Annotated in this window: 12 protein-coding genes; 10 read left to right on the top strand and 2 right to left on the bottom strand. The window is 49.5% G+C overall.

What is annotated here, in order from left to right:
- The first annotated feature begins 411 nt into the window (after positions 1 to 411).
- Both CFF01_RS14830 and CFF01_RS14825 read left to right on the top strand, forming a co-directional pair.
- Complete coding sequence (locus CFF01_RS14830; protein WP_088905303.1) at positions 412 to 5706, top strand: PAS domain S-box protein; 5295 nt, start codon at positions 412 to 414, stop codon at positions 5704 to 5706.
- A gap of 159 nt (positions 5707 to 5865) precedes the next feature.
- Complete coding sequence (locus CFF01_RS14825) at positions 5866 to 6885, top strand: response regulator (protein WP_088905302.1); 1020 nt, start codon at positions 5866 to 5868, stop codon at positions 6883 to 6885.
- Between the two features lie 68 nt (positions 6886 to 6953).
- On the opposite strand, the gene ygfZ is transcribed toward CFF01_RS14825, so the two are convergent.
- Both ygfZ and serA read right to left on the bottom strand, forming a co-directional pair.
- On the bottom strand, positions 6954 to 7925 hold the full coding sequence (ygfZ, locus tag CFF01_RS14820; RefSeq protein WP_088905301.1) for a tRNA-modifying protein YgfZ: 972 nt from the start codon (positions 7923 to 7925) through the stop codon (positions 6954 to 6956).
- Positions 7926 to 8186: 261 nt separating this feature from the next.
- Entirely contained in the window at positions 8187 to 9416 is a 1230-nt protein-coding gene (serA, locus tag CFF01_RS14815; RefSeq protein WP_033540618.1) for a phosphoglycerate dehydrogenase, read from the bottom strand.
- Between the two features lie 426 nt (positions 9417 to 9842).
- Between serA and CFF01_RS14810 the strand changes: the two genes are divergently transcribed.
- The 8 genes from CFF01_RS14810 to CFF01_RS14775 all read left to right on the top strand — a co-directional run bounded on the left by CFF01_RS14810 (position 9843) and on the right by CFF01_RS14775 (position 22796).
- Positions 9843 to 10448, top strand: a complete 606-nt coding sequence (locus CFF01_RS14810) for a DUF2238 domain-containing protein (protein WP_033540617.1) — start codon at positions 9843 to 9845, stop codon at positions 10446 to 10448.
- A gap of 259 nt (positions 10449 to 10707) precedes the next feature.
- Complete coding sequence (locus CFF01_RS14805) at positions 10708 to 11373, top strand: helix-turn-helix transcriptional regulator (protein ID WP_033540616.1); 666 nt, start codon at positions 10708 to 10710, stop codon at positions 11371 to 11373.
- Between the two features lie 1024 nt (positions 11374 to 12397).
- Complete coding sequence (locus CFF01_RS14800; protein ID WP_088905300.1) at positions 12398 to 13450, top strand: hypothetical protein; 1053 nt, start codon at positions 12398 to 12400, stop codon at positions 13448 to 13450.
- Between the two features lie 32 nt (positions 13451 to 13482).
- Complete coding sequence (locus CFF01_RS14795; protein ID WP_088905299.1) at positions 13483 to 16695, top strand: ExeM/NucH family extracellular endonuclease; 3213 nt, start codon at positions 13483 to 13485, stop codon at positions 16693 to 16695.
- Between the two features lie 75 nt (positions 16696 to 16770).
- Positions 16771 to 19413, top strand: a complete 2643-nt coding sequence (locus CFF01_RS14790; RefSeq protein WP_198387061.1) for an endonuclease — start codon at positions 16771 to 16773, stop codon at positions 19411 to 19413.
- A 166-nt stretch (positions 19414 to 19579) separates the two neighbouring features.
- Positions 19580 to 21313 carry a bifunctional UDP-sugar hydrolase/5'-nucleotidase UshA gene (gene ushA / locus CFF01_RS14785; protein ID WP_232479449.1) on the top strand — a complete coding sequence of 578 codons (1734 nt, stop codon included), beginning with the start codon at positions 19580 to 19582 and terminating at the stop codon, positions 21311 to 21313.
- 544 nt (positions 21314 to 21857) lie between these two features.
- Positions 21858 to 22295: a PaaI family thioesterase gene (locus CFF01_RS14780; RefSeq protein ID WP_088905296.1), complete on the top strand. Its 438-nt coding sequence runs from the start codon at positions 21858 to 21860 to the stop codon at positions 22293 to 22295.
- A 249-nt stretch (positions 22296 to 22544) separates the two neighbouring features.
- Entirely contained in the window at positions 22545 to 22796 is a 252-nt protein-coding gene (locus CFF01_RS14775) for a YgjV family protein (protein ID WP_088905295.1), read from the top strand.
- Positions 22797 to 22930: the final 134 nt, after the last annotated feature.

Raw genomic sequence — 22930 nt, 5'->3', positions numbered from 1 at the left:
CAGTAGGGGATGTGATGGCAGTTAGCCTGCGCTTTGCTCACTATACGTATCAAGTGCTCGGTGCGATCCCTTGATGCCTAAGAAATAGGGCTGATGGGGGAGAGAAATATAAAAAGTCGCTTATTTTTCGCCTGTTTTATACTTAAAACCTAATGGGTAAAGATGTTGTTAAGTTGTTGATTACGGTTAAGCAAGGTGATTTAATGAACAAGTATTTTTCTGGTTCATCATGAAGTTAGCAAGTTTTCACTATTTTGAAGAACCAGATTTTGTGTCAGAAAACGGCAATGACAGACACAAGAGAGTGAGCGCTAATACGGCACCTATAGCCCCGCTTTTTGGGGAGTTAGGTGAGGATAGATGTAAGCAACAGCAGGGCCTTAGGGTCAAGCGCCGATAGCACTGTGGATTATGGATATGAGCAGACTTCGTACCTTTCGTAGCCGGATACTTGTACAAATTGCCTTGCCGCTAATTGCCATCATGGCCATGGTCTTTAGTCTCTATGCCTGGTTTAATTATCAGGCCGAGGAAAAATACCTCTACGGCGATCTGGAGAAACAGGCGGAAATGGTGGCCCGACGGGTTCATTATTTCCTCTCCTTTGCCGAACAAGATACCCGCACCTTTGCCGATCTGCTGGGGCAAATGGGCCATGACAAATTATTCGCTGAGGATGCCGAGCTTAAACTCCTGCTCACCCGTCGCCTGGAGCGCCAGACAGATTTCTACGCCAGCGCCATCGCCTTTCGCCCCGAACTCACAGACAATCAAAAACCTTATGCTCCCTATGTCTACCGCGACCAAGCGGGGATAAAGATGCTGGATATCGGCGCCGATAGCTATGACTACACCGATGGTCAGTGGGCCTGGTGGAGCGAGGCTATCGATAATATCGACGGTTACTGGTCGCTGCCCTATTTCGATGAGGGCGCCGGTAATATCTTGATGATCACCTTCTCACAACCCTTTGGCCCGTCGCGTCCCTACTGGGGGGTAGTGACGGTCGATCTGGCGTTAGATACCTTACCGAGTATGGCGGGCATCGAGGCGGATCGTATGCTGGTATTAGATGAGAACGGGCAACTTATCTACCATCCAAACAGTCAGTTGATTATGTCTCAGGGCAAGGATAACTGGCTGTCTTCGTCGAGTGAAAATCAGGACTTTCTGCAATTAATCGGTGGGGCTGAATCTGGCAATAGTCGCATGATAGCCAAAGATGGCCAGGCCTATCTGGCCAGCGTCGGTGTGGTGCCTAAGCTCAACTGGCGCGTGGTGATGATGACCCATGAGGAGAAACTCTATCATCAGCTTTATATGGGCCTCTCTTCGCTGGTGATCACCTTACTGCTTATCTCGATAGTGCTTTACTTAACTGGCTATCTCACCGCCAGGCGCCTGTCGCTACCCATCGAGCGTCTGGCGGCGGGGATAGTTGCCTTCGGCGCGGGTAAGACCAAGCGCATCGACAGCCCCAGAGGCGCCGTGAGCGAGGTGGTGACCCTGACAGATAAGTTTAATGAACTGGCCGAGGTGCTGGCTCAGCGTGAAGAGGCGCTACTGGATTCCCGGGGGAACCGCTTTGCCAAGTTGATTGATGGCATGAGCGATAAATCGTTTTACTGCTCCCTTGAGCCCGACGGCCAGATAGCCCAGGTCAGCGCCGGGGTTGAGAAGGTCTTGGGCGTAAGCCCAGATCTGCTCAAACGCAAATATCAGCGCATGTTCTCCGATAACCCCATCAACGAGGTGAACTGGGAGTATATGGACAGTGCCCTGCAGGGCAATAGCGTGCCACCCCATCAGGTGGAGATGATTGCCGCCAACGGCACGTTACGACGGTTGGATCTCTTTATGCAGCCGCTGCTGGCCGATAACGGTGAACTCCTCTCTATCGAGATGTTGTTTAACGATGTGACCGAGCAGTTCTCGGCGGCGGCCTGGTCCAATGCCGTGCTGGAGTCGGCCCCCGAGGCGATGCTGATTGTCGATGAGCAGGGCAAGATAGTCTTTAGCAACAGTCGTTGTCAGCAGCTGTTTGGGTATGATGCGCAGCAGATGTTGGCCTTGAGTGTCGATCAGCTGGTGCCCGATACCGTGGACAATCATGCGGCGCTCAGGGCTAAGTTTGTCAGCGAAGGGGTCGATCGCCGCATGGGGCAGGGATTGGGGCGAACCCTGAAAGCCAAGAAGGCCGATGGCAGTCTGTTTTCGGTGGAAGTTAGCTTAGGCCTGTTGCCAGCCGATGTTGATGGTAAGCGTCAGGTCGCCGCTTCGGTGCGGGATATGACCGAGGAGTTGGCGATCGCTAAGCGGATTAAAGACAGCGAGAGTCGTTTTCGCGGTCTGGTGAGCAATATTCCCGGCGCTGTCTATCGTACCCGTCTGGGTGAGAGCTGGGTGATGGAGTATGTTAGCGACAATATTGCCGAGATCACCGGCTACGGCGCCGAAGACTTTATCGAAAGCAGTAAGCGCACTTTTGCCAGTTTGATCCTTGAAGCCGATAGGGCGCTGGCAGATGCGGCGATCAACAAAGGGATCGCCGAGCAGCAGACCTTCGAGGTGCAGTACCGTATTCAGCACAGAGATGGCAGTGTCCATTGGGTGCATGAAAAGGGTAAGGCCAGCTACGACGATGAGGGCAAGGCGCTCTGGTTTGATGGCAGCATTCAGGATATCACTCAGAGTAAGCTGGCTCAGGAGAAGATTGCCCAGTCTCAGCAGCAGCTTGAGACCATCACAGAATCCATTCCCAATACCGTTTATCAGCTGCGCTGGTTCGACAATGACAAGCGTTACTTTACCTTCCTCTCCAGTGCCTGTATTACCACGTTAGGTTTTCATCGCGATCAGCTATTGGCCAACTTTGACCTGGTGGCTAACTGTATTGTCGACTCCGAACGTCCCCGCATTATTCGGGCCTTGTCGGGGAAAAGTGACTCAGGGCTCAAGTGGACCGAAGAGTTTCGTTACCTGCATCCATCGGGTGAGGAGCGCTGGTTGCAGGCGGGCGCCCGCGGTGACAGGGAGGCAGATGGCAGCTTAGTGTGGCATGGCTATCTCATGGATATTACAGAGCGTAAGCGGATGGACAGAGAACTGGCCAAACGCGAGGCGCATTTCAGGGCGCTGTTTGATAACGCCGGCATAGGGATTGTGAATGTCGATGAGCGTGGTGTCATCCTGGACTGCAACGAGCAATTTAGTCATTACATGCAGCTACCCAGGGCGCAGCTTAAGGGCAGTCTCTTCTTCGATTATCAAGACCCAGAGCAGGGGCTGGAGGCGAAGAATCGCTTCAAGTCACTGATGAGTGATGGTGGCGATAGTGCCAACTTGGATATCCGCCTGATCAATCATAGCGGCCAGGCCATGTGGATGGATGCCAACATGACAGGGCTATCGGACAAGCAGGGAGAGTATCGCTCTGCGGTGATCTCTATGGCGGATATCAGCTCCCTTAAGCAGCTGTCGCAGGAGCTTATTTTGGCCAAGGATGCCGCCGATGCCGCCAGCAAGGCTAAGAGTGACTTCCTGGCCAACATGTCGCACGAGATCCGCACGCCGATGAATGCCATCATAGGCATGTCGCAGCTCTGTTTACAGACAGAGCTGGATAAGAAACAGCAAAATTATGTGGAGAAGATAGATCGCGCCTCTAAGTCACTGCTGGGGATCATCAACGATATCCTGGATTTCTCTAAAATTGAGGCGGGCAAGTTGGATATCGAGGCCGTGCCCTTCCAGCTCGATACCTTGCTTGAAGATCTCAGCGACATGTTCTCGGCCAAGGCGGCCGACAAACAGTTGGAGCTGTTGTTTGCCGTAGCGCCCAATATTCCGCGCCACTTGGTGGGCGACCCGTTGCGCCTGGGTCAGGTGCTAATCAATTTAATGAATAACGCTATTAAGTTTACCGAGCAGGGAGAGGTGATGCTCTCGATCAGCCAGCTGGTGCGAGAGGATGAGGAGATACTGCTGAAATTTAGCGTGCGCGACAACGGTATCGGCCTCACCGAGGAGCAGCGCGCCAAGTTGTTTAAGTCATTTAGTCAGGCGGACAGTTCGACGACGCGCAAGTATGGCGGCACAGGTCTCGGCTTGGCGATTTGTAAGCAGTTGGTGGAACTCATGGGCGGTGAGATTGGCGTGGAGAGCCAGTTTGGCAACGGCAGCACCTTTTTCTTCAGCGTCCGCTTTAAGATCTCTGACAGCCAGCTGATCAAGGTGGAGCAGGAGCTGGAAGGGATGCGCATTCTGGTGGCCGACGATAACGCCACCGCCAGGGATATTTTACGCAGCACCCTTGAGAGCATGGGCTTTAGCGTCGATACGGTGCGTAGCGGTAGTGAGGCCCTGACCCGTTGTCAGGAGACAGATTACCAGGTGGCCTTGATCGACTGGCGTATGCCTGAGATGGATGGTCTGGAGACTTCAAAGCAGATGCTGTCTCTGCTGCCGACCCCGCCTAAGATCTTGATCGTCTCAGCCCATGCTGACAGTGATTTTATCGACAAGGCGGAGCAGGCGGGGATCACCGGCTATATCACTAAGCCAATCAGCGCCTCCAGGTTGCTGGACGGCATCATGTCGGCCCTGGGTAAGGAGGGGGCCGTGTCTGTGCGCCGCAAGGGCAAAGAGATCAGTCAGGCATTATTGGCCCAGCTCAAGGGTAAGCGAATCTTGCTGGTGGAAGATAACGAGATGAACCAAGAGGTCGCCAGCGAGTTTCTCGAGCAGGTAGGGGTTGTGCTCTCTATCGCCGAGAATGGGCAGGTGGCCCTGGAGAAGCTGGCGATGCAGAGCTTCGACCTGGTGTTGATGGATTGTCAGATGCCCGTGATGGACGGTTATCAGGCCACGGCAGAGCTACGCAAGAACCCCGATTGGGCCTCGCTGCCGGTGATCGCCATGACGGCTAACGCCATGGCCGGTGACAAGGAGATGTGCTTGCGGGCGGGCATGAATGACCATATCGCCAAGCCGATAGAGGTCTCACTCCTCTATAAGACGCTGCTGGAATATCTGGGGAATAATCGTTCTGCCTCAGATACCGCAGAGGGGCAAAGCGCACCCCTTGAGGTGGAAGATGCTTATTGGCCTTCTCATCCTTTGCTGGATGTGGACAAGGGATTACAGCTGGTTCAAAACTCTGCCCGTTTGTATCGCAGAATATTCGAGCGCTTCTACACCGGCCAGTCTCGCTGCGCTGAGCTTATCGCCACCGCCTTGAGTCAGGGCCAGCATGAGGAGGCGATTCGTTATGCCCATACCCTGAAAGGGGTGGCGGGTAACCTCTGTTGCCCAGAGTTAGTCGAGATGGCTAAACAGATAGAGTCGAGTCTGAGTCAAACGCCTGAGGCCGATATTAAAGAGGCGCTGGAGCAGATGGGTGAGCTTATCGACAGTCTGTGCGGCGCCATCGGCGATTGGCTGCGACAGACAGGCGGTGATGACAATCTGCTGGGGGCCGGTGCAGCTCAAACGCAGCCCGAGATGACACCCCAAGAGCTGGATAGCGAGATAAAGGCCTTGCTACAGATGCTCGAAGAGGCGGACTCTGAGGCGGTAGCTAAGGTCGAGTCTATTCGCGAGCGCCTGCCATCGTCATTGGCGCAGAAGATGGTGCCAGTGCTGAATATGGTCAACGCCTACCAGTTTGACGAAGCGATAGAGCTGGTTGAAGAGATATTTGCTTAAGTTTGATGATCTAAGCCAAAAGCTTGGACTGGAGCGTTGAGAAAGAGTGCTTAGAGGAAGAACGCTTAGAGTAAGAGTGAAAGCAATACTCTGCCTAGGCCGAGTGCCAACTATACTCAATTGTGATTAGCCCAACGGGGCGCAAAAGGAGAGGGATTGATGGAGAAGGCCACGATATTGGTTGTGGACGACACCCCTGAGAATATCGATATCTTGGTGGGGATCTTAGGCGATGAGTACAAGGTTAAGGTGGCGATCGATGGCCCCAAGGCCCTGGCGATCGCGACTAAGAATGCCCCGGATCTCATTTTACTCGATGTCATGATGCCGGGGATGAATGGCTATGAGGTGTGTAAACGCCTCAAGCAGGAGCCTCAGACCAGCCATATTCCGGTGATCTTTGTGACCGCCCTGACCGATGTCTCCGATGAAACCCAGGGCTTTGAGCTCGGTGCGGTGGACTATATCACCAAACCTGTCAGCGCTCCCGTGGTGAAGGCCAGGGTAAAGACTCATCTTGCCCTCTATGATCAGAAGCGTTTATTAGAGCAGGAGGTTAAGGCGCGTACTCAAGAGCTGACGGACACTCGCCTGGAGATCATACGCCGACTGGGGCGCGCCGCCGAGTACAAGGATAACGAGACAGGGATGCATGTTATTCGCATGAGTCATTATGCGCGTTTGTTGGCCCGCCAGGCCGGGATGTCAGAGCGTTTTTGTGAGCTGATCTACAACGCCTCGCCCATGCATGATATCGGCAAGATAGGCACCCCAGATGCCATCTTGAAGAAACCTGCCAAGTTAGACCAAGATGAATGGCAAGAGATGCAGCGTCACGCCGAGATAGGCGCCGAGATCATCGGCGAGCATCCGGATCCCCTGCTGGAGATGGCGCGGCGTATCGCACTGACTCACCATGAAAAGTGGGATGGCTCGGGTTATCCCAGTGGGCTGGCGGGAAAAGATATTCCCATCGAGGGGCGCATCGTCGCTATTGCGGATGTGTTCGATGCCCTGACTTCCATCAGACCCTATAAGAAGGCCTGGAGCATAGAAGATACCCTGGCGCTGATTGAGCGTGAAGCGGGTAAACATTTTGACCCTGAGCTGGTGGAGCATTTCAAGGTGATCGTCGGTGAGGCGGTGAAGATCCGCGATACCCATAACGACAATGAATAATTAAGAAGAACCTAGTTAAAACAGCAAGTAATAAAAAAAGGCGCTTATCGCGCCTTTTTTGTGCTGACTTACTCTTCTTCATCCAGCGAGTAGGGCAGTGGTACCAGGGACAGCTCGGAGGCCTCATCGCCTGCCACTCTGAGCTTGGCGCTCATGGCGGTATCATTGGGTAGTACGGCGGTTAGCAGCAATTGACCGTCACGTTGTACGGATTCCAGTATGCTGCCAGCACGGCGATAGCCTTCTCCCTCTTCCATTTGCATCTCAAGCTGCGCATCTTGACGTAGCGCGTGGCTGGCGGTGCCTTTAGCAATATAGAGGGCGCGCTTATTGCCGCCGCGGTATTTCATGCGGGCCACGGTTTCCTGGCCCATGTAGCAGCCTTTGGTGAAGCTGATGCCATCGACTGCCTGCAGGTTACACATCTGCGGCACAAATTGCCCCTGGTGACGGGCATAAATATTGGGCAGCCCGGCGGCAATTTCCTCGGCCTGCCAGACGCTATAGTCGTAGATGGGCTGCTCTATCTTGGCCAGTAACTCTGCCTGAGCCTCTCTCTTGATAGCGAGAATGAAACGCTCGCCGTCACGTAAGATAACGCCGCCTGGTACTGTGGTGAGTGATGGGCTTAGCTCCCCAAAGTGTTGGCTCATCCAGTTAGCGGCATCAAGGCCTGTCACGCCCAGCAATAACCAGTTAGCGCTATCATCGACCAGCTCAGCCTTGCTAAATACAGCATACTTTTGTAGCTGAGGCAGATCTAAGGCCAGGGTTTCTTTGGGCATCAAGAGCAACAGGGCCTTTTGATGGGAGAAGGTTCTGAAGCTAGCCAGCATTTTTCCTTTAGGGTCGCAGTGCGCGCCCCAGCGCCATTGGTCGTCTGTCAGCGAGCTGATATCTGTCGTGACCTGACCATGAATAAAGCTGCGTCCCTGCTCGCCCGTGACTGAGATAAGGCCAAGATGAGACAGTTGGCAGAAGACGACGGGAGGCAGTTTTTCGGTAAGAGACCATTGAGGTTGAGAAACGGTAAGCGTCATATCATGTTCCTGGGCGAATGGGAGAGGCTAAAGGTCGATTGTAACCTTTATGGGTTCATTGTCATTAATATAGTGGCGCAGGATTAATTTTAAAGGGGGCGGAGGATGAATCTTCAAAATGATGCCGGGAATTGGTTAAATTTATGAAGTAAATTGCTTTTTAGCGCCAGCAAAGCCTATCGGCGAAACCAGGATGAGAGCCTTCGGGCATTAAAAAGGCATCACCTAGGTGATGCCTTTTGGGGAAGAGCGAGTTTGCGCTTAGTGCAGCAGACGGGTTCTGATAGTGCCGTCGATCGCCTTCATCTCTTCGAGGGCCTCATCGGCCTGATCTGAGTTGACCTCCATCACCACGTAACCAATCTCTGCCGTAGTTTGCAGGTACTGGGCCGCGATGTTGATTCCCTTCTCGGCGAAGGCCTGGTTAATCTTGATCAGAATACCGGGACGGTTGTGGTGAATATGCAGCAGACGTGAGGTGTCTTTATGCTGAGCCAGCGATACTTCAGGGAAGTTAACGGCCGTCATGGTTGAGCCGTTATCTGAGTATTTCGCCAGTTTACCAGCCACTTCGATGCCGATATTCTCTTGCGCTTCCTGAGTGCTGCCGCCAACGTGAGGGGTCAGCAGGACATTGTCCAGGCCGCGTAGTGGGCTGATAAACTCGTCATCGTTGGACTTAGGTTCAACCGGGAAGACGTCGATGGCGGCGCCGACGATATGCTCGCAGCGGATCGATTCGGCCAGGGCATCGATATCCACCACAGTCCCCCGTGAAGCATTGATCAAAATGCTACCTTGACGCATAGCTGCCAGCTCTTTGCTGCCAATCATGTTCTTGGTTTGCGGGGTTTCAGGCACGTGCAAACTGACCACATCGGCTAGGGAAAGCAGTTGCTCTAGCGAGTGGATCTGCTGCGCGTTACCTAGGGGAAGCTTGTCTTCGATATCAAAGAAGATAACACGCATGCCTAAGGTTTCGGCCAGAATCCCCAGCTGAGTACCAATATGACCATAGCCAATCACGCCGAGAGTCTTACCACGGGCTTCGAAGCTACCAGATGCACTCTTGAGCCAACCGCCACGATGAGCCAGGGCATTACGTTGTGGAATACCACGCAGTAACATGATGATCTCACCCAGTACCAGTTCGGCGACCGAGCGGGTATTGGAGAAAGGAGCGTTAAAAACAGGAATGCCCAGTTTTTCTGCCGCAGCAAGGTCAACCTGGTTGGTACCGATACAGAAGCAACCTATCCCGACCAGTTTTTCCGCCTGTTCCAGCACGCTCTTGGTCAGTTGGGTACGAGATCGAATGCCAACAAAGTGTGCATCTTTAATCGAGGCTAGCAGCGCCTCTTCCCCCAGTGATGCCTTGTGATATTCGATGTTGTTGTAACCTGCACGCTTGAATACATCTACCGCAGATTGGTGGACGCCTTCCAACAGCAGGATCTTGATCTTATCCTTGTCCAGCGAATGTTTCGCCATGATTTAGGTACCCTCTTTGTCGGTTGTTGCTAGGTCAGTATCGCTTTTAGGGCGGCTTTTATTACCCACAGACCTGTTCCCCTTAGATCTCAATGGCCTAATACTTGGTGCAAATCCAGATTAAGCGATTAACATCGATAGCGGCAGGACGCTTAGCCTTGCAGCGCAAGGTTAATGGTGACTCTATGCTGTTTTCTTGCTTACTTGTGTAGAATGACTACAAAGAGAAAGTGATTAAGCGCAAAGTACCTGTGTTGCCGTAAAAATGCGCCCAGAAAGGTCTACAAGCCCTGTTCTTATGGTGATTTTTATCTGTTGCATGTCAATGCCTCCACAAAATAGCACCTTTTTTGGTCAGTGTGGAGGGCTAGATGGCTAAAGTTATTATTCTGATATTAAAACAATATCATCTAAGGAGTTCTTATTTTGAATAAAAGCACTGTGTGGCTCACAATTTTTTTCGCCGTGCTGATCTGGTCAGGGATTGAACCTAAAGATAGCTTTACCTGGTTTTTAGAGGTTGTCCCTGCGTTGATCGCCTTGCCTATCCTCTATTTCACCCGCAAACGTTTTCCGCTGACTTCACTGGCCTATGGCCTGATTTTGATACACGCCGTTGTTCTTATGGTTGGCGGACACTATACCTACGCCGAGGTGCCCTTGTTTGACACCATAGCCGAATGGATGGGCAGCGAACGCAATAACTATGACAAGGTGGGCCATTTTGCCCAGGGCTTTATCCCTGCGTTATTGGCAAGAGAGGTGTTTCTGCGTCTTGAGGTGGTGAAACCTGGAGCCTGGTGTCATTTTGTGGTGTGTTGCTTTGCCTTGGCATTGTCGGCCTTCTATGAATTGATCGAGTGGTGGGTGGCGTTGGCAACGGGCGAAGATGCCGAGGCATTTCTCGGTACCCAGGGCTATGTGTGGGACACTCAGTCAGACATGGGGATGGCCTTGATCGGCGCCCTAGCGTGTGTCATTTTACTGTCTCGCTGGCATGATAGTCTGCTGCAAAAATTGAAAAAGCAATAATAATCTGTAGCTTGTCTCCGGCATCAGAAGCATTATTATATGCTTCTGATGTGATAAATTAGCTTGATATAACCAATAGTGATAACTATTCTCACCAGAGTTAGCTAATATAGCTGACACACTTTTTTACTAGTCCTGGTCGATTGAATTCGGTGATGACTTGGACTTTGGAAAGGAAGTTCATAAAGATAAATAATAGGGATAGCTGAACTCATTATGATTGATGATGCGATGAAATGCTTTTCAGGGAGAGAAGCGTATGAGTAAAATTGATGAACTGGTGTTCCTGCATCAAGATTCGACACAATGTCATTTGGCCGTTCTGGCCGAATCTATCGGGTTAAAGACACGTATAGCGCGTCAGGTCAGCGACTTAGATCCTGAGCGAGACCGCAACAGTTTTTATCTGATCGCTCAAAAAGGCGCAGCGTTAGATAGCAAGGGTGTGCCCCTGATTGTCGCCCGTTTACTCCCCCATGTGCCTCTGGCCCTCTATCATGTGGATCGCGGCACCCTGGAGCCCGAATCGGCGCTATTACTTGGCGTACGCGGTTTACTCTTTTCCGACCAGCGGATGGATCTCTTGTTAACTGGCCTGCGTAAGATGGTGAATGACGAGCTATGGTATGACAGACCTCTGATCTCTAAGGTGTTCCGCCAACTCGTTAACCGCCAAGATAGCGGGGTGGAGCTGACTCAAGACATGGTGGCCATGCTGCAAAAGTTAACCAGCCGCGAGCGCACCATCATACAGCTGGTCTCAAGCGGTGCCCGCAATAAGGAGATTGCCGATCGTCTTTGTATCAGCGAGCATACGGTGAAGGCCCATATCTCTTCTATCTTTCGTAAGACACAGTCACGCAATCGTGTCGAGCTGCTGCGCTGGTCTCAGGCGAACGCCTGTCATTTCGAGTTTTGTTCTTAGGTAGGAACGCTAAGCACAAAGTCCATATATCCCCTTGATTGAAAGCTTCAATTATCGATGTTTGTGTGGACTTAATTGAAAAATGGCGCTGGGTAAAAATGAGTCAAATTCAGTTCGGACTCTGATTTTTATGGCGCCCTTCGATAAACCTAATCATCAAGAGTTGCGTTGGCACCTTGTTATTCAAGGCCACATCTTATTTCTACAATAAGTTTTTAAGTTTATAGATCGATTTCTAATCTCCCCCCCCAAAAAAAGTCATCGCTACTATTCTTGCTACTAAGAGTTGAAATTTCTCTTGAGTTAAACACTGGCATTCTGCAATTACAAAATCACCATATTCCATCAGTTAAATTTTAACGGCAAAACCGCAGTATTAAAGGTCAGTAAATGCCTGTTTGAGTTATCGGAGAAGGTATAAAACCTTGGTGGTTCTGGTTGTACATTCGAGAGTGCTTAAATCATTCTAATCATGGCGGGTTACCAATGAGGGGCTGATAACTTCTACTTTAAAGTGTGGTTAAAAACGGCAGATTTACCGATTTTACGACCCACCTCTAGTTTGTAGTGGCAGTTTAGTGATCTAAATTTAGTTTTTCATAAAAAAAACATTCAAATTTCACATCAAGTTACACAAAAATAACAGGCAACCTTGTTTTTTGTTAAGCCTATGATTAGTTAGAGTTTATGCTCTACGTGTTTTTAGCTTGTTCTTTGTTGTGGTCATTCCTGGGCTATTTTTCTTTTCTTAACAACCATTTATGCACTTCAAATGTGACTAACCCTTCTTTTTTTTGTTGCTACATTTTGCAACAATCGCGGCGCACGTTAATGGGATTTAGCGTGATTATTATAAAAATGGGGTTGATATATGAAAAGCGTAATCAAGGTATCGTCGATATCGCCATCGAGTGCTCCACCTACCTAAGTAGTTGGCAGTTTAAGAATTTACTAATAAACATTTTTAATTTTAAGTTCGGCCTTCAACTATTGGCTGACAAATTACTAATTGGAAGTAACAGGAATGTTAAAAAAATCTGTAGTTGCAATCGCTACCGCCACAATGCTTAGTGCGGGTTCAGTGAGCGCGGTGATGTTAGATGGTGATAATCAAGGTGATCACGTTCGCTTATATGGTGAAGTAGGTGTTGGTGGGCATTTTGATACTCATCCAGATTACAACCATGATGAGTTTTACGATACCAAGGGCTATGTCGATGATAGCTTCGCCACCATGGGCGTGGAGGGTCAACGTCAACAGTTTACCTATCGTCTTGAACTCGATTACCAACGTCGTAACTGGCTTGGCGGCGACGGTGAGTTTGAGTTGGCCATCGACAAATTGTACGTAGGCTATCTCTTAACCGATAACCAGTGGATTGAACTCGGCTTAACCGATACTGCATTCGACGATTATGACCACTTTGGTGACTTCACTTTCAACAAGTCTGTTGAAACGGGTGAAGCCGGTGATCAAGAAAACACTGTTAAATATCAAGCTGCGTTTGAAAACCTTATTTTCGGCGTTTCTTACTCATACGAGGGTGAACACAAGAGTGGTGCTCTGCAAGGTGACATAGTTAACGGATATGTTGGCTGGATGTCTGATCTGGTATCTGTCGTGGTTGGCTTAGAAACTCGCGGCGGTTCTAACGGCATCAGTAAATATGGTGAACAGCAACAGATAGGGGTGGGTGTTCGACTGAAAGTGATGCCTGATTTTTCTATTGGTTTAAATGGCTTTTTAGAAGATGAAGACCTATCCACACGCAAGAGTGGTGAAGTGCACTTAGATTATCAGACCTTCCGTAATCAGGGGCTAACGGTTAGTGCTAAGTACGATCTGAATGAACATTGGGAATTAATTGGTTCTGTAAACCATGAAGAGTACGAGGGCTGGGATTTGATCGGTCCGAATTACGACTACTCTGAGCTGCCACCTGAGTACGGAAAAGAGCGTCAGTGGGCCAGTTTAGGTTTCAACTATCGTCCTGCCCGCGACATCGTGCTGTCTGTAGAAGGCCGAGTTGGCGAAGCCCCTGAAGCTGGCTATGCGTACGCGCGTATCTACTTCTAGTCCGAATCGAATTCAATTTTATAGAGTTTACTATGAAGAAAAGTTTCCTGTCGCTGGCCATTGCCAGCACCATCAGCATGGGCGCCTTTGCTGGCGTTGAAGACCTGCTGATCACCGAAATGACCCAAAAAGATCATTACCCTGCCGATCCTGGTGCAGAAATGAGCGCTGTTGAGATCACCAATACTCATGCAACAGAAGCCTTTACTTTCACCGATACAACCAAAGCATTTTTGCGTGGTAACGGTAAATACAATAATGAACTGAAAAAGGCGGATGGTACTCCTCTTTTGACTGGAGCAACCATTGAACCTGGTAAGTCTTTGGTCATTCTTAATAAGGATGCCAGCCAAGACTACAAAGATACGGTAACGGGTAACGGTGGAACCTACGTAATTAGTGATGGCGACCCATCGACCTATTCCCATTTAGACTTAAGCGGGAATGACGGATTTTTCATCCAACATGATGGCAAACCCATAGACCGTATTGGTGGTGTCGATGACACCAGTTTTTGGGCTAAGAACGTCACTCTTCGCCGCAGGTTGACTCTAGATGGCAATCCACCACCTCAATCAGATAAGTACAATGCATCTCAATGGGAACAACTTGAACTCACTACTGAAACGGTAGGTGCGCCCAACTTTGCCGAAGCATATGTCCCCTTTGTGTGTGAGAACCTTACTCGCATTAATGCTATTCAAGGAACTGGATTTGTCTCTCCTATAGAGAACGAGAAGGTTGCCGTAGAAGGTATTGTTACTGCAGTTGTATCTCTACCCAATAAAGGTTTTTATCTGCGGGATGTGCAAGTTGATGGCGACCCAATGACCTCTGACGGTATCTTCGTTAAGAGTGGCAGTGCAGACAGCGGTATGGTGGGTAAGAAGGTTTGCCTTGGCAGCGTTGTCACTGAATTGGAAGGCCAAACTACGCTTGCTGCAGATACTTGGGAAGTTACCGACTCCAGCATATCCGTAACCGTCGCGACTCCCATTGAAGTGCTAGAAGCCGATAACGGCTCTTTCGATAAGACCCTAGAGCGTTACGAAGGTATGTTAGTTAGCTTGCCTACAGATCTGGATCCTCAGACTGAAGGTAACCAAGATATGCGTATCACTCGCAGCTTCAGTTACAACTACCTCGACAGTCAAAAAGGGCATAACCGTAACAACATGGTGGCGGCTTATAAGCGTCCTAACTTGCAGCCCAACCATTTGCATGTTGCGGGAAGCCCTGAGTCTAAGGCGGCCTATGAGCAAAACAATGACTATCGTTTAGTGATTGAAAGTGCCACTAAGTCAAATGGTACCGAAATACCTTATTACGCTGGTTTCAACAGTGACCCACACACCAACTATATTCGTATCGACGATAGTCTGGTTAACGCCCAGGGTGTGATCAGTCAATATGAAACTGAGTTGATCCCAGGTACTGACAAGTATGATCAGGATTACAGCCTGACGATCACCAACCAGTTGACCAGTGATAACTTTATTCACAACCTACCGCGTACGACTAAGCCTGATCTGAAAGAGAACGTGGCAAAAGATGAGTTTGCTATCCGCGTTGCCAGTCAGAACCTGTTTAACTTCTTCAACTCTCCTTTCGGTGGCGACAATAACAACTATGGTCAAAGCCGAGGTGCAGATAGCTATGATGAATACATTAATCAGAGAGCTAAGCTGGTAGAAATTATCCGTGCTCAGGATGCCGATGTAATGGCCCTGATGGAGATTGAAAACAACGGTTTTGGTGATGCCAGTGCTATCGCTGAGATCGTCAACCAGGTCAATATCGAGTATGTGGAAGAGCGCGCTCAAGATTATAATGGCCCTAACTCCACAGAGAACCGTTATGTGTTTGTTGGCTTCGACAACAACGGCAATCAAATGTTGGATAACCTGGACGCCATTGGTTCTGACGCCATCGCTACCGGTATCATATATCGTCCAAGCAAGATGAGCATTGAACGTACTCGCGTTATCCCAATGCCTCAACAGAAAGCGCCTACCATAGTGAACAATCTCGGTGAGGTGATCAAAGATCAGTACGAGGAGATTCTTGAGAACGGTCAGAATTACCATCGTGATGCCTTGGTTGTAACCTTTATCATTAACCAAACAGGTAAGCGCTTGACGTTATCAGTCAATCACTTTAAGTCAAAAGGCTCTACTTGTTGGGAAGAGTGGCAAGGTGTTGAGTTTGGTAATGCCACGACTTGGAACAACCGTACTGCTCCGGATCTTGATTACCAAGGATCTTGTGCCGAGTTCCGCGTCGCTGGCGCTGTGCACTTAGGCGAAGAGATGGAAGATATTCCAGGGGATAAGATTATCCTTGGTGATTTGAACGCCTATGGTAAAGAAGATCCAGTACTGGTGCTTACTGAGAACCCACGTAACAAGACGATTGTTACCGCTAGCCACACTTTCCTTGGACCTAAGCCCCAGTTTAACGAAGATGGCTCTCCGGTCACTATCACTAAGACCTATGGCTACATAGATATCGTTGGTGAAAAGTTTAAGGAGAAGGGCAAGACACCATGGAGTTACTCATTCAGTGACGAAATTGGTTCACTTGACCATATCTTGATCTCACCCTCTCTAAAAGATCGCGTGATTGATGCGACTGACTGGCATGTTAATGCGGCAGAGACAGGGCTGTATGACTATCAAAATCGCTTTAAAGGAAGCATCGACGGTACTGGTACGCATAAGTTCTATAAACCAGACATCTATCGCGCGTCGGACCACGACCCAGCACTCATTACCCTGAGTTATAAGCCAGGTGATGCGGATGCTAACGTGCCGCTTAACCTGCCAAAACTGAGAAAACTGATCAAGGTTCCTTACCAGCTCCCAGCTGACATTGTTCAAGTTGGCGATGTTGCGACCATCAGCATGACGCCAGCAGATGATGAACAGCGCTTAGATTTGACCCAAATGGTTCTGCCTAATGTTGTCATTGCGAATGAAGAGACAGCTTTGGTGAATTTCGAGGTCTTTGGCGCGCCGTCAGCTATCTACAAGGTCACCGTAAGCCTACTGCGTGATGGTGAACTGGTAGCAGGATCTAAGCAAGAGTTCCGAGCTAAGGTATCTAACCGCGACGCCTTGATTGCAGACATTGTCGAAGAGGAAGTCGATCACACTGGCGGTAATGGTAAGGCTGGTAGCACCGGCTTCATCAGCTTGTTGTCCCTGTTCGGGCTGGCTGTTATGCGCCGTCGTCTTCGCAAATAAGCGTTGATCTCGATAATGAAACGCCTGCCTTTGGGCAGTGCGTTTCCCATCAAGGATTTAAATAGAGATACGATTATGAGAATTAAAAAGAATGCAGTTGCTGCGGCTACTGCTATGGTTTTGGGCAGCCTATCAACAGGTGCCAGTGCTAATTTAGTGATTACAGAATACATCGAAGGCAGCAGCAACAACAAAGCCGTTGAAATTTCCAACCTAGGTAGCAGCGCTATCGATCTTGATGCCAATGTTTACAAGCTGACGCTGTTTGGCAACGGAAGCACTGCCCCAGGTAATACCGAGACGCTGACTGGTACGCTGGAGCCTGGCAAGAGCGTTATTTTCCACAACGCGAGTGCCGCTGAAGAGTTCAAGAAAGGCAGTGCATCTACCGTCACTTACTTCAACGGTGATGATGCCTTGGTATTGACCAAAGACGATGCAGTCATCGATCGTTTCGGTAAGCGTGGTGAAGATCCGGGCTCGGCTTGGACGGATTCAAACGATGCGAATTTCTCTACTGCAAATAAGACACTGCGTCGTAAAGCCAGCGTCACCACTGGAGATACTTTAGCCGAGGCGGATTTCCCCGGTACTGACAATCAATGGGTGGTCTTCGACCAAGACACATCTGACGGCCTTGGCTGCCCGGGTGAAGGCGCTTGTAGTTCTGAAGCGACGCCTGGCGTACTCTTGATTACCGAATATATTGAAGGCAGCAGCAACAATAAAGCGATTGAGATTTCCAACGTCGGTGGCAGTGCTATCGATCTGGATGCCAACGTTTATAAGCTGACCCTGTTTGGCAACGGAAGCACTGATCCAGGTAATACAGAGACGTTGACTGGCATTCTGGAGCCAGGCAAGAGCGTTATATTCCACAACGCAAGTGCCGCTGAAGCGTTTAAGAAAGGCAGTGCATCTACCGTCACTTACTTTAACGGTGACGATGCGCTGGTATTGACCAAAGATGATGTGGTTATCGATCGCTTCGGGAAGCGCGGTGAAGATCCGGGGTCTGCCTGGACAGATCCAAACGACGCCAACTTCTCTACTCAAAATAAGACCCTGCGTCGTAAAGCCAGTGTCACTGCTGGTGACACGGTAGCCGAAGCCGATTTCCCAGGTGCCAACAACCAATGGGCCGTATTTGATAGCGATACCGCTGATGGTCTGGGTTGTGCTGGTGAGGGGGCATGTGATGGTTCTGTCACGCCTCCAGAGCCAAAGCCAGAAACAGGTCCTTGTACGGGTTGTGAGACCCTGACTCCGGTTGCCGATCCTGCTAGTTTCAATGGCGAAATCTATTACTCAGAGGTTTTGAGTGGCGAATTTGCCAATGCAGAAGAGTTGAAGAATGCCTTGTCAGTTATCATTGCTAAAGATCATAAGCAACTGACTTATAAGCAGGTATGGAGTGCATTGACCTACGCTGACCAAGATTCCGCTAACGATAAAAATGTTATCGAAATCTACACAGGTGAGTCGATTTCCAAGTACGACAACCAGACGAGCGGTAGTGGTGTCGGCAAGTGGAACCGTGAACACGTTTGGGCCAAGAGCCATGGCTTCCCAAGCGAGTCTCAGTGGGGGTATACCGATGCCCATCACCTACGTCCTTCTGATCCTGGTATCAACACGGCGCGAAGCAATAATGACTTTGGAGCCTGTAAGGATACAGGTGAAGAGGTGCTATTTAATGGTGTGGGTACCGGTAACTATCTGGACTTGACTACCGACTGCTGGGAGCCTCGCGATCAAGTGAAAGGCGATGTCGCCCGTATGATCATGTATATGGATACCCGCTATCAAGGAACCGATACCGCGACGACTAATATGCCTGATCTCGTTGCCGTTGATCGTTTAACGACGACAGACGAGGATAGCGCTCCGCTGATTGGTACGCTCTGTACGCTGTATGCATGGAACAAGTTAGACCCTGTTGATAGTTATGAGCAGAACCGTAACAACCAGGTATATAAATACCAGGGTAACCGTAATCCTTTCATTGACCGTCCAGAGTTAGTGCAAGAAGTGTATGGTGCCGTCTGTGGTGACGACCCAAACCCCGTTTTGGTGGTCGACGGTGATCTTGTAACGCCTGAGAGTGTCACCGAAGGCGCTGAATACACCCTAGACGCTTCTGCAATCACTGCTGGTGAAGGCGTTGCTCTGACTTATAAGTGGGAGCAAGTCCTTGGTGAAGAGAAAACGCTTGTTGGTGACCAGGCAATATTGTCTCTGACTGCACCAATGGTTAACGCCGACGAGACGTTGAACTTTACTGTGACCATCAGCGACGGCACTTTGCAAACAAGCAAAGCGGTGAGCTTAAGCGTGATCAATGTGCCTTTGAGTCTGAATGTGGAGTTTGCCGGTACCACCATAGTGAACGAAGGTGATGCTACTTCTATCACAGCAACTGTTGCCGATGCGCCAGAAGGCGCTAGCTATAGCTGGAAGCAGGTATCTGGAAGTTCGGCAGAGTATACCGCTACTGGCCTGACACTTGATGTGACGTCACCTAGCGTCAATATTGACCAAGAGCTTGTGTTTGAGCTCACGGTAACTGTTGACGGAGAAAGCGTCAGCGAGTTTGTTAGCATCGAGGTCAAAAACACCGAAGAGCCTGGTTGGACTAAGCCAGATGGCGCAGGTAGTTTAGGTGGTCTTGTGATGCTACTACTACCGGTAATGTGGTGGCGTCGTCGCCAAGGTTAGTCATCAGCTAAGCCTGAAAAAGCAGCATCGGAATCGCTCTGGGTGCTGCTTTTTTTAACTCTACAGACGTTGTCTACACCTTACCTTGTGGGCTTAGTTCGTTCTATCGACATAAAGCCTTTAGGGTCAGTGACAACGCTGATCTGAATAATTTTGAAGGATTATTATGAATACTTCACTCCGTCCTTCTGGCCTGGTCCTAGCCGGCTGCGCTATCGCTATGTCGTTAGCATTGAGCGGCTGTGGTAAGAAAAAGGTGGAAGAGGCGCCTAAGACGACTGCATCGATTGCCTGTCAAGCCGCCGGTGATGACTGTAAGCGTTTCACCTTGCTGCATACCAACGATCATCATGGCCGTTTTTGGCATGGTTCGAGAGGCGAGTATGGTATGGCGGCACGAAAAACCATACTGGATCAAATTCGTAAAGAGGTCGCCGTACAAGGTGGGCAGACGATACTGCTCTCAGGTGGCGATATCAATACAGGTGTACCAGAGTCCGATCTTCAAGACGCTGAGCCTGATTTTATCGGCATGAATCATCTTGGTTATGATGCCATGGCAGTGGGTAACCATGAGTTTGATAATCCATCCGTTGTGATGGATAAGCAGAGAGGCTGGTCAAAATTCCCTTGGTTATCGGCCAATATCTATCGTCAGGTCGATGGTGAATGGCAACGCTACTTTGAGCCTTACAAGCTATTTGAGATTCAAGGCTTGAAGCTAGCCGTGGTTGGGCTGACGACAGAACATACTGCCGAGATCGGTAACCCAGAGTTTGTTGAAGATTTTAAATTCACTTCTCCTCAAGCTGAGGTGAAAGCTATTTTGGCCGAGCTTGAAGAGAAACATCAACCGGATCTTGTTTTTGGTCTTACCCATATGGGCCATTATGAAAATGGTCGACATGGTAGTAACGCGCCTGGTGATGTTGCATTGGCTAACAGCCTAAAGCCTGGCCAAATCCAAGCCATCATAGGCGGCCATTCGCAGTTGCCTGTTTGTATGGAAGGCGACACAGGTGAGTACGTAGAAGATTATGGTCGAGATGAGCCTTGTAAGCCTGACCGTCAAAATGGCACTTGGATCATGCAAGCCTATGAGTGGGGCAAGTTCGTTGGTCGCGCCGATTTTGAATACTATGGCGGCCAGCTACACTTGGCTAATTACCAGCTGGTACCAGTAAATACTGAAACCAAGTTTGGTTCCTATTATCCAGCGCATATGTTGACTCCCAAGGATAAGGAAACCCTTGAACTGCTTCGCCCTTATCAGGCAAAAGGGCAATTGAAGTTGAGAGAACAGATTGGTGTTGCCAAGGCTGATTTCGTTGGTAAGCGTAAGGTTGTCCGTAATCAAGCTACGCCGCTAGGAATCATGATCGCCCATGCTCAGACTCAGCTCCCCGTGCCAGCCGATTTCGGCATCATGAACTCAGGGGGGATTCGCGCCACGATAAAGAAAGGGCCTATTCGCTATCGTGATGTGCTTAAGGTGCAGCCTTTTTCCAACAGTGTGACAGTGACCGAGATGGATGGTGCCGAACTTAAGAAATATCTGTCTAAAGTTGCACTTAAGACTCGAGGTTCTGGCGGCTTTGCCCACTTCAGTGGCATCAAGATGACAGTTGACTGTAAAGCTAAAGATGTCGATATCAAAATGGTGGGTGACAAGCCCTTCAAGTTAACGGATAAGTACCGATTTACCCTTCCTAGCTATAATGCTGCGGGCGGTAACAAATATCCTAAGTTGAAGGAAAAGGCGAGGGACACAGGCTTTATTGATGCCGATATGCTTTATCAATTTATCAAAAAGCATGGCACGCTCGATCCTGCTAGCTATGACAGAGCAAAAGATGTTCGCTATATCAACTCTAGAAGTCCTGATGGCTGCGGCAGTTAGGTTTTAATTTAATATGGTAAATTAACCGATATCTTAGTATTTGAATCAGAGCCCAACCTTTTGGTTGGGCTTTTTTATGGCCTCTTCGCTGTTACGCTTTGGCCTCAATTATGTGTCATCTCTTTAGGCGTGAATTTGGCGCTATGTTAGCGGTTGTTTTACAGAGTGTAGCGCGCGCTCATCAAATCTGTGTCTTAGGTAACGCTGTGATATTTTTCTATTTTGACTCGACTCATCGGGCTTGTTTATTAGGTTTTTCAGGCTAAACTGTCGCGCGAAAATGGTGTGGTGCTCAAGGCTTAATGCGGCGCCATAACCTGCAGAAGCAGAGACAAATTTTACCTGTTACCCTAGGTCTTCATTCGTCACACAAACCCACTTGATGCAGCTTATTGGCGGCAGACGAGACTAATAATTCAGGGCGAATGAAGGCCACCCCTAAGGCCGGGTGTTTATAGATAACACCTTGGTTCCTATATCTTATAATCAGTTTCCACAGTAGACTAACTGCTCAGTTTTGATTTTGTGAATAATGGAATGAGCAATGAGTATTTGGTTTAGACCTGTCACCCTGGAAGATTGCGCTAAGATGGACGCCGGTATGCACGGCAAAGGTACTTTGATGCAGACCCTAGGGATCACCATCAGCGAGATTGGCGACGATTATATGAAGGCGACCATGCCGGCATCCCCTGCGGTGCATAATCCTTTAGGTATTGTTCATGGCGGTGCCAATGTGGCCCTGGCTGAGACGGTTGCCAGCTACGCGGCCAATTTTGTGGTGGATTTTGAGCAGTATTACTGCGTGGGTCAGGAGATCAACGCTAACCATCTTAAAGCATCACGCAACGGCATATTAACCGCAACCGCCAAGCCGGTTCATCTGGGCAAACGCAGCTCAGTGTGGGAGATCTTAATCCACAATAGCGCGGGCGAGCTATGCTGTATCTCCCGTATGACGGCGGCCGTCGTAAAGCGTTAAGGCCCAAGTGTTAAGGGCTTAGGTGTTAAAAACTAGGTGTTAAAAACTAGGTGTTGAAGCTCTAGGTGTTAAAGCTCTAGGCGTTAAACATCAGGCGTTAATGGCTTCAGCGATAGCGCCGCTGGCGAGGTGTCTGGCAATAGCATGGCCATGCATCTGAATTGCAGAGATAATTTTTCGCCTTTGCTGTCGCTTGTTGGTGCTAGTGTCCATAATTAAGGAAAGTTATTTTAGGGTTAAGGAGTGCCTATGGAAATGGCAACAATTTGGGAGTGGGTCGGTTATCTGGCCTCAGTGGTGGTCGCCATCTCCCTGATGATGTCCAATATCAAGAAACTGCGCTGGTGGAACCTGATCGGCGCCGCCCTGTTTGTCGCCTATGGATTGGCTATCGACGCTTTGCCTGTGGCTTTGGTGAACTTTTTTATCGTGTTGATCGATGCCTATTATCTGGTGAAGCTGTATCGAGCCAGTACTGTGACCCTGGATAAAGACCATTGATGGTTAAGGTGCGGGCTAAGGTCCGCGCCTAAGCTTACCCGCACAGGTCTCCCAGCACAGGTCTCCCAGTATAGCTTTCCCTACTCAGTTCCTACTAAGCAGAGCCACATCTTAAATCTAAACTTATCTTTACC

This window comes from Shewanella marisflavi (assembly GCF_002215585.1).
Taxonomy (GTDB): Bacteria; Pseudomonadota; Gammaproteobacteria; order Enterobacterales; family Shewanellaceae; genus Shewanella; species Shewanella marisflavi.
This window is presented reverse-complemented; position numbering and strand designations above follow the sequence as displayed.

Excerpts from the sequence above, each read along its gene's own strand:
- CFF01_RS14830 (WP_088905303.1), top strand. The coding sequence starts at position 412 with ATGGATATGAGCAGACTTCGTACCTTTCGTAGCCGGATACTTGTACAA.
- CFF01_RS14825 (WP_088905302.1), top strand. The coding sequence starts at position 5,866 with ATGGAGAAGGCCACGATATTGGTTGTGGACGACACCCCTGAGAATATC.
- ygfZ (WP_088905301.1), bottom strand. The coding sequence starts at position 7,925 with ATGACGCTTACCGTTTCTCAACCTCAATGGTCTCTTACCGAAAAACTG.
- serA (WP_033540618.1), bottom strand. The coding sequence starts at position 9,416 with ATGGCGAAACATTCGCTGGACAAGGATAAGATCAAGATCCTGCTGTTG.
- CFF01_RS14805 (WP_033540616.1), top strand. The coding sequence starts at position 10,708 with ATGAGTAAAATTGATGAACTGGTGTTCCTGCATCAAGATTCGACACAA.
- CFF01_RS14800 (WP_088905300.1), top strand. The coding sequence starts at position 12,398 with ATGTTAAAAAAATCTGTAGTTGCAATCGCTACCGCCACAATGCTTAGT.
- CFF01_RS14795 (WP_088905299.1), top strand. The coding sequence starts at position 13,483 with ATGAAGAAAAGTTTCCTGTCGCTGGCCATTGCCAGCACCATCAGCATG.
- CFF01_RS14790 (WP_198387061.1), top strand. The coding sequence starts at position 16,771 with ATGAGAATTAAAAAGAATGCAGTTGCTGCGGCTACTGCTATGGTTTTG.
- ushA (WP_232479449.1), top strand. The coding sequence starts at position 19,580 with ATGAATACTTCACTCCGTCCTTCTGGCCTGGTCCTAGCCGGCTGCGCT.
- CFF01_RS14780 (WP_088905296.1), top strand. The coding sequence starts at position 21,858 with ATGAGTATTTGGTTTAGACCTGTCACCCTGGAAGATTGCGCTAAGATG.
- CFF01_RS14775 (WP_088905295.1), top strand. The coding sequence starts at position 22,545 with ATGGAAATGGCAACAATTTGGGAGTGGGTCGGTTATCTGGCCTCAGTG.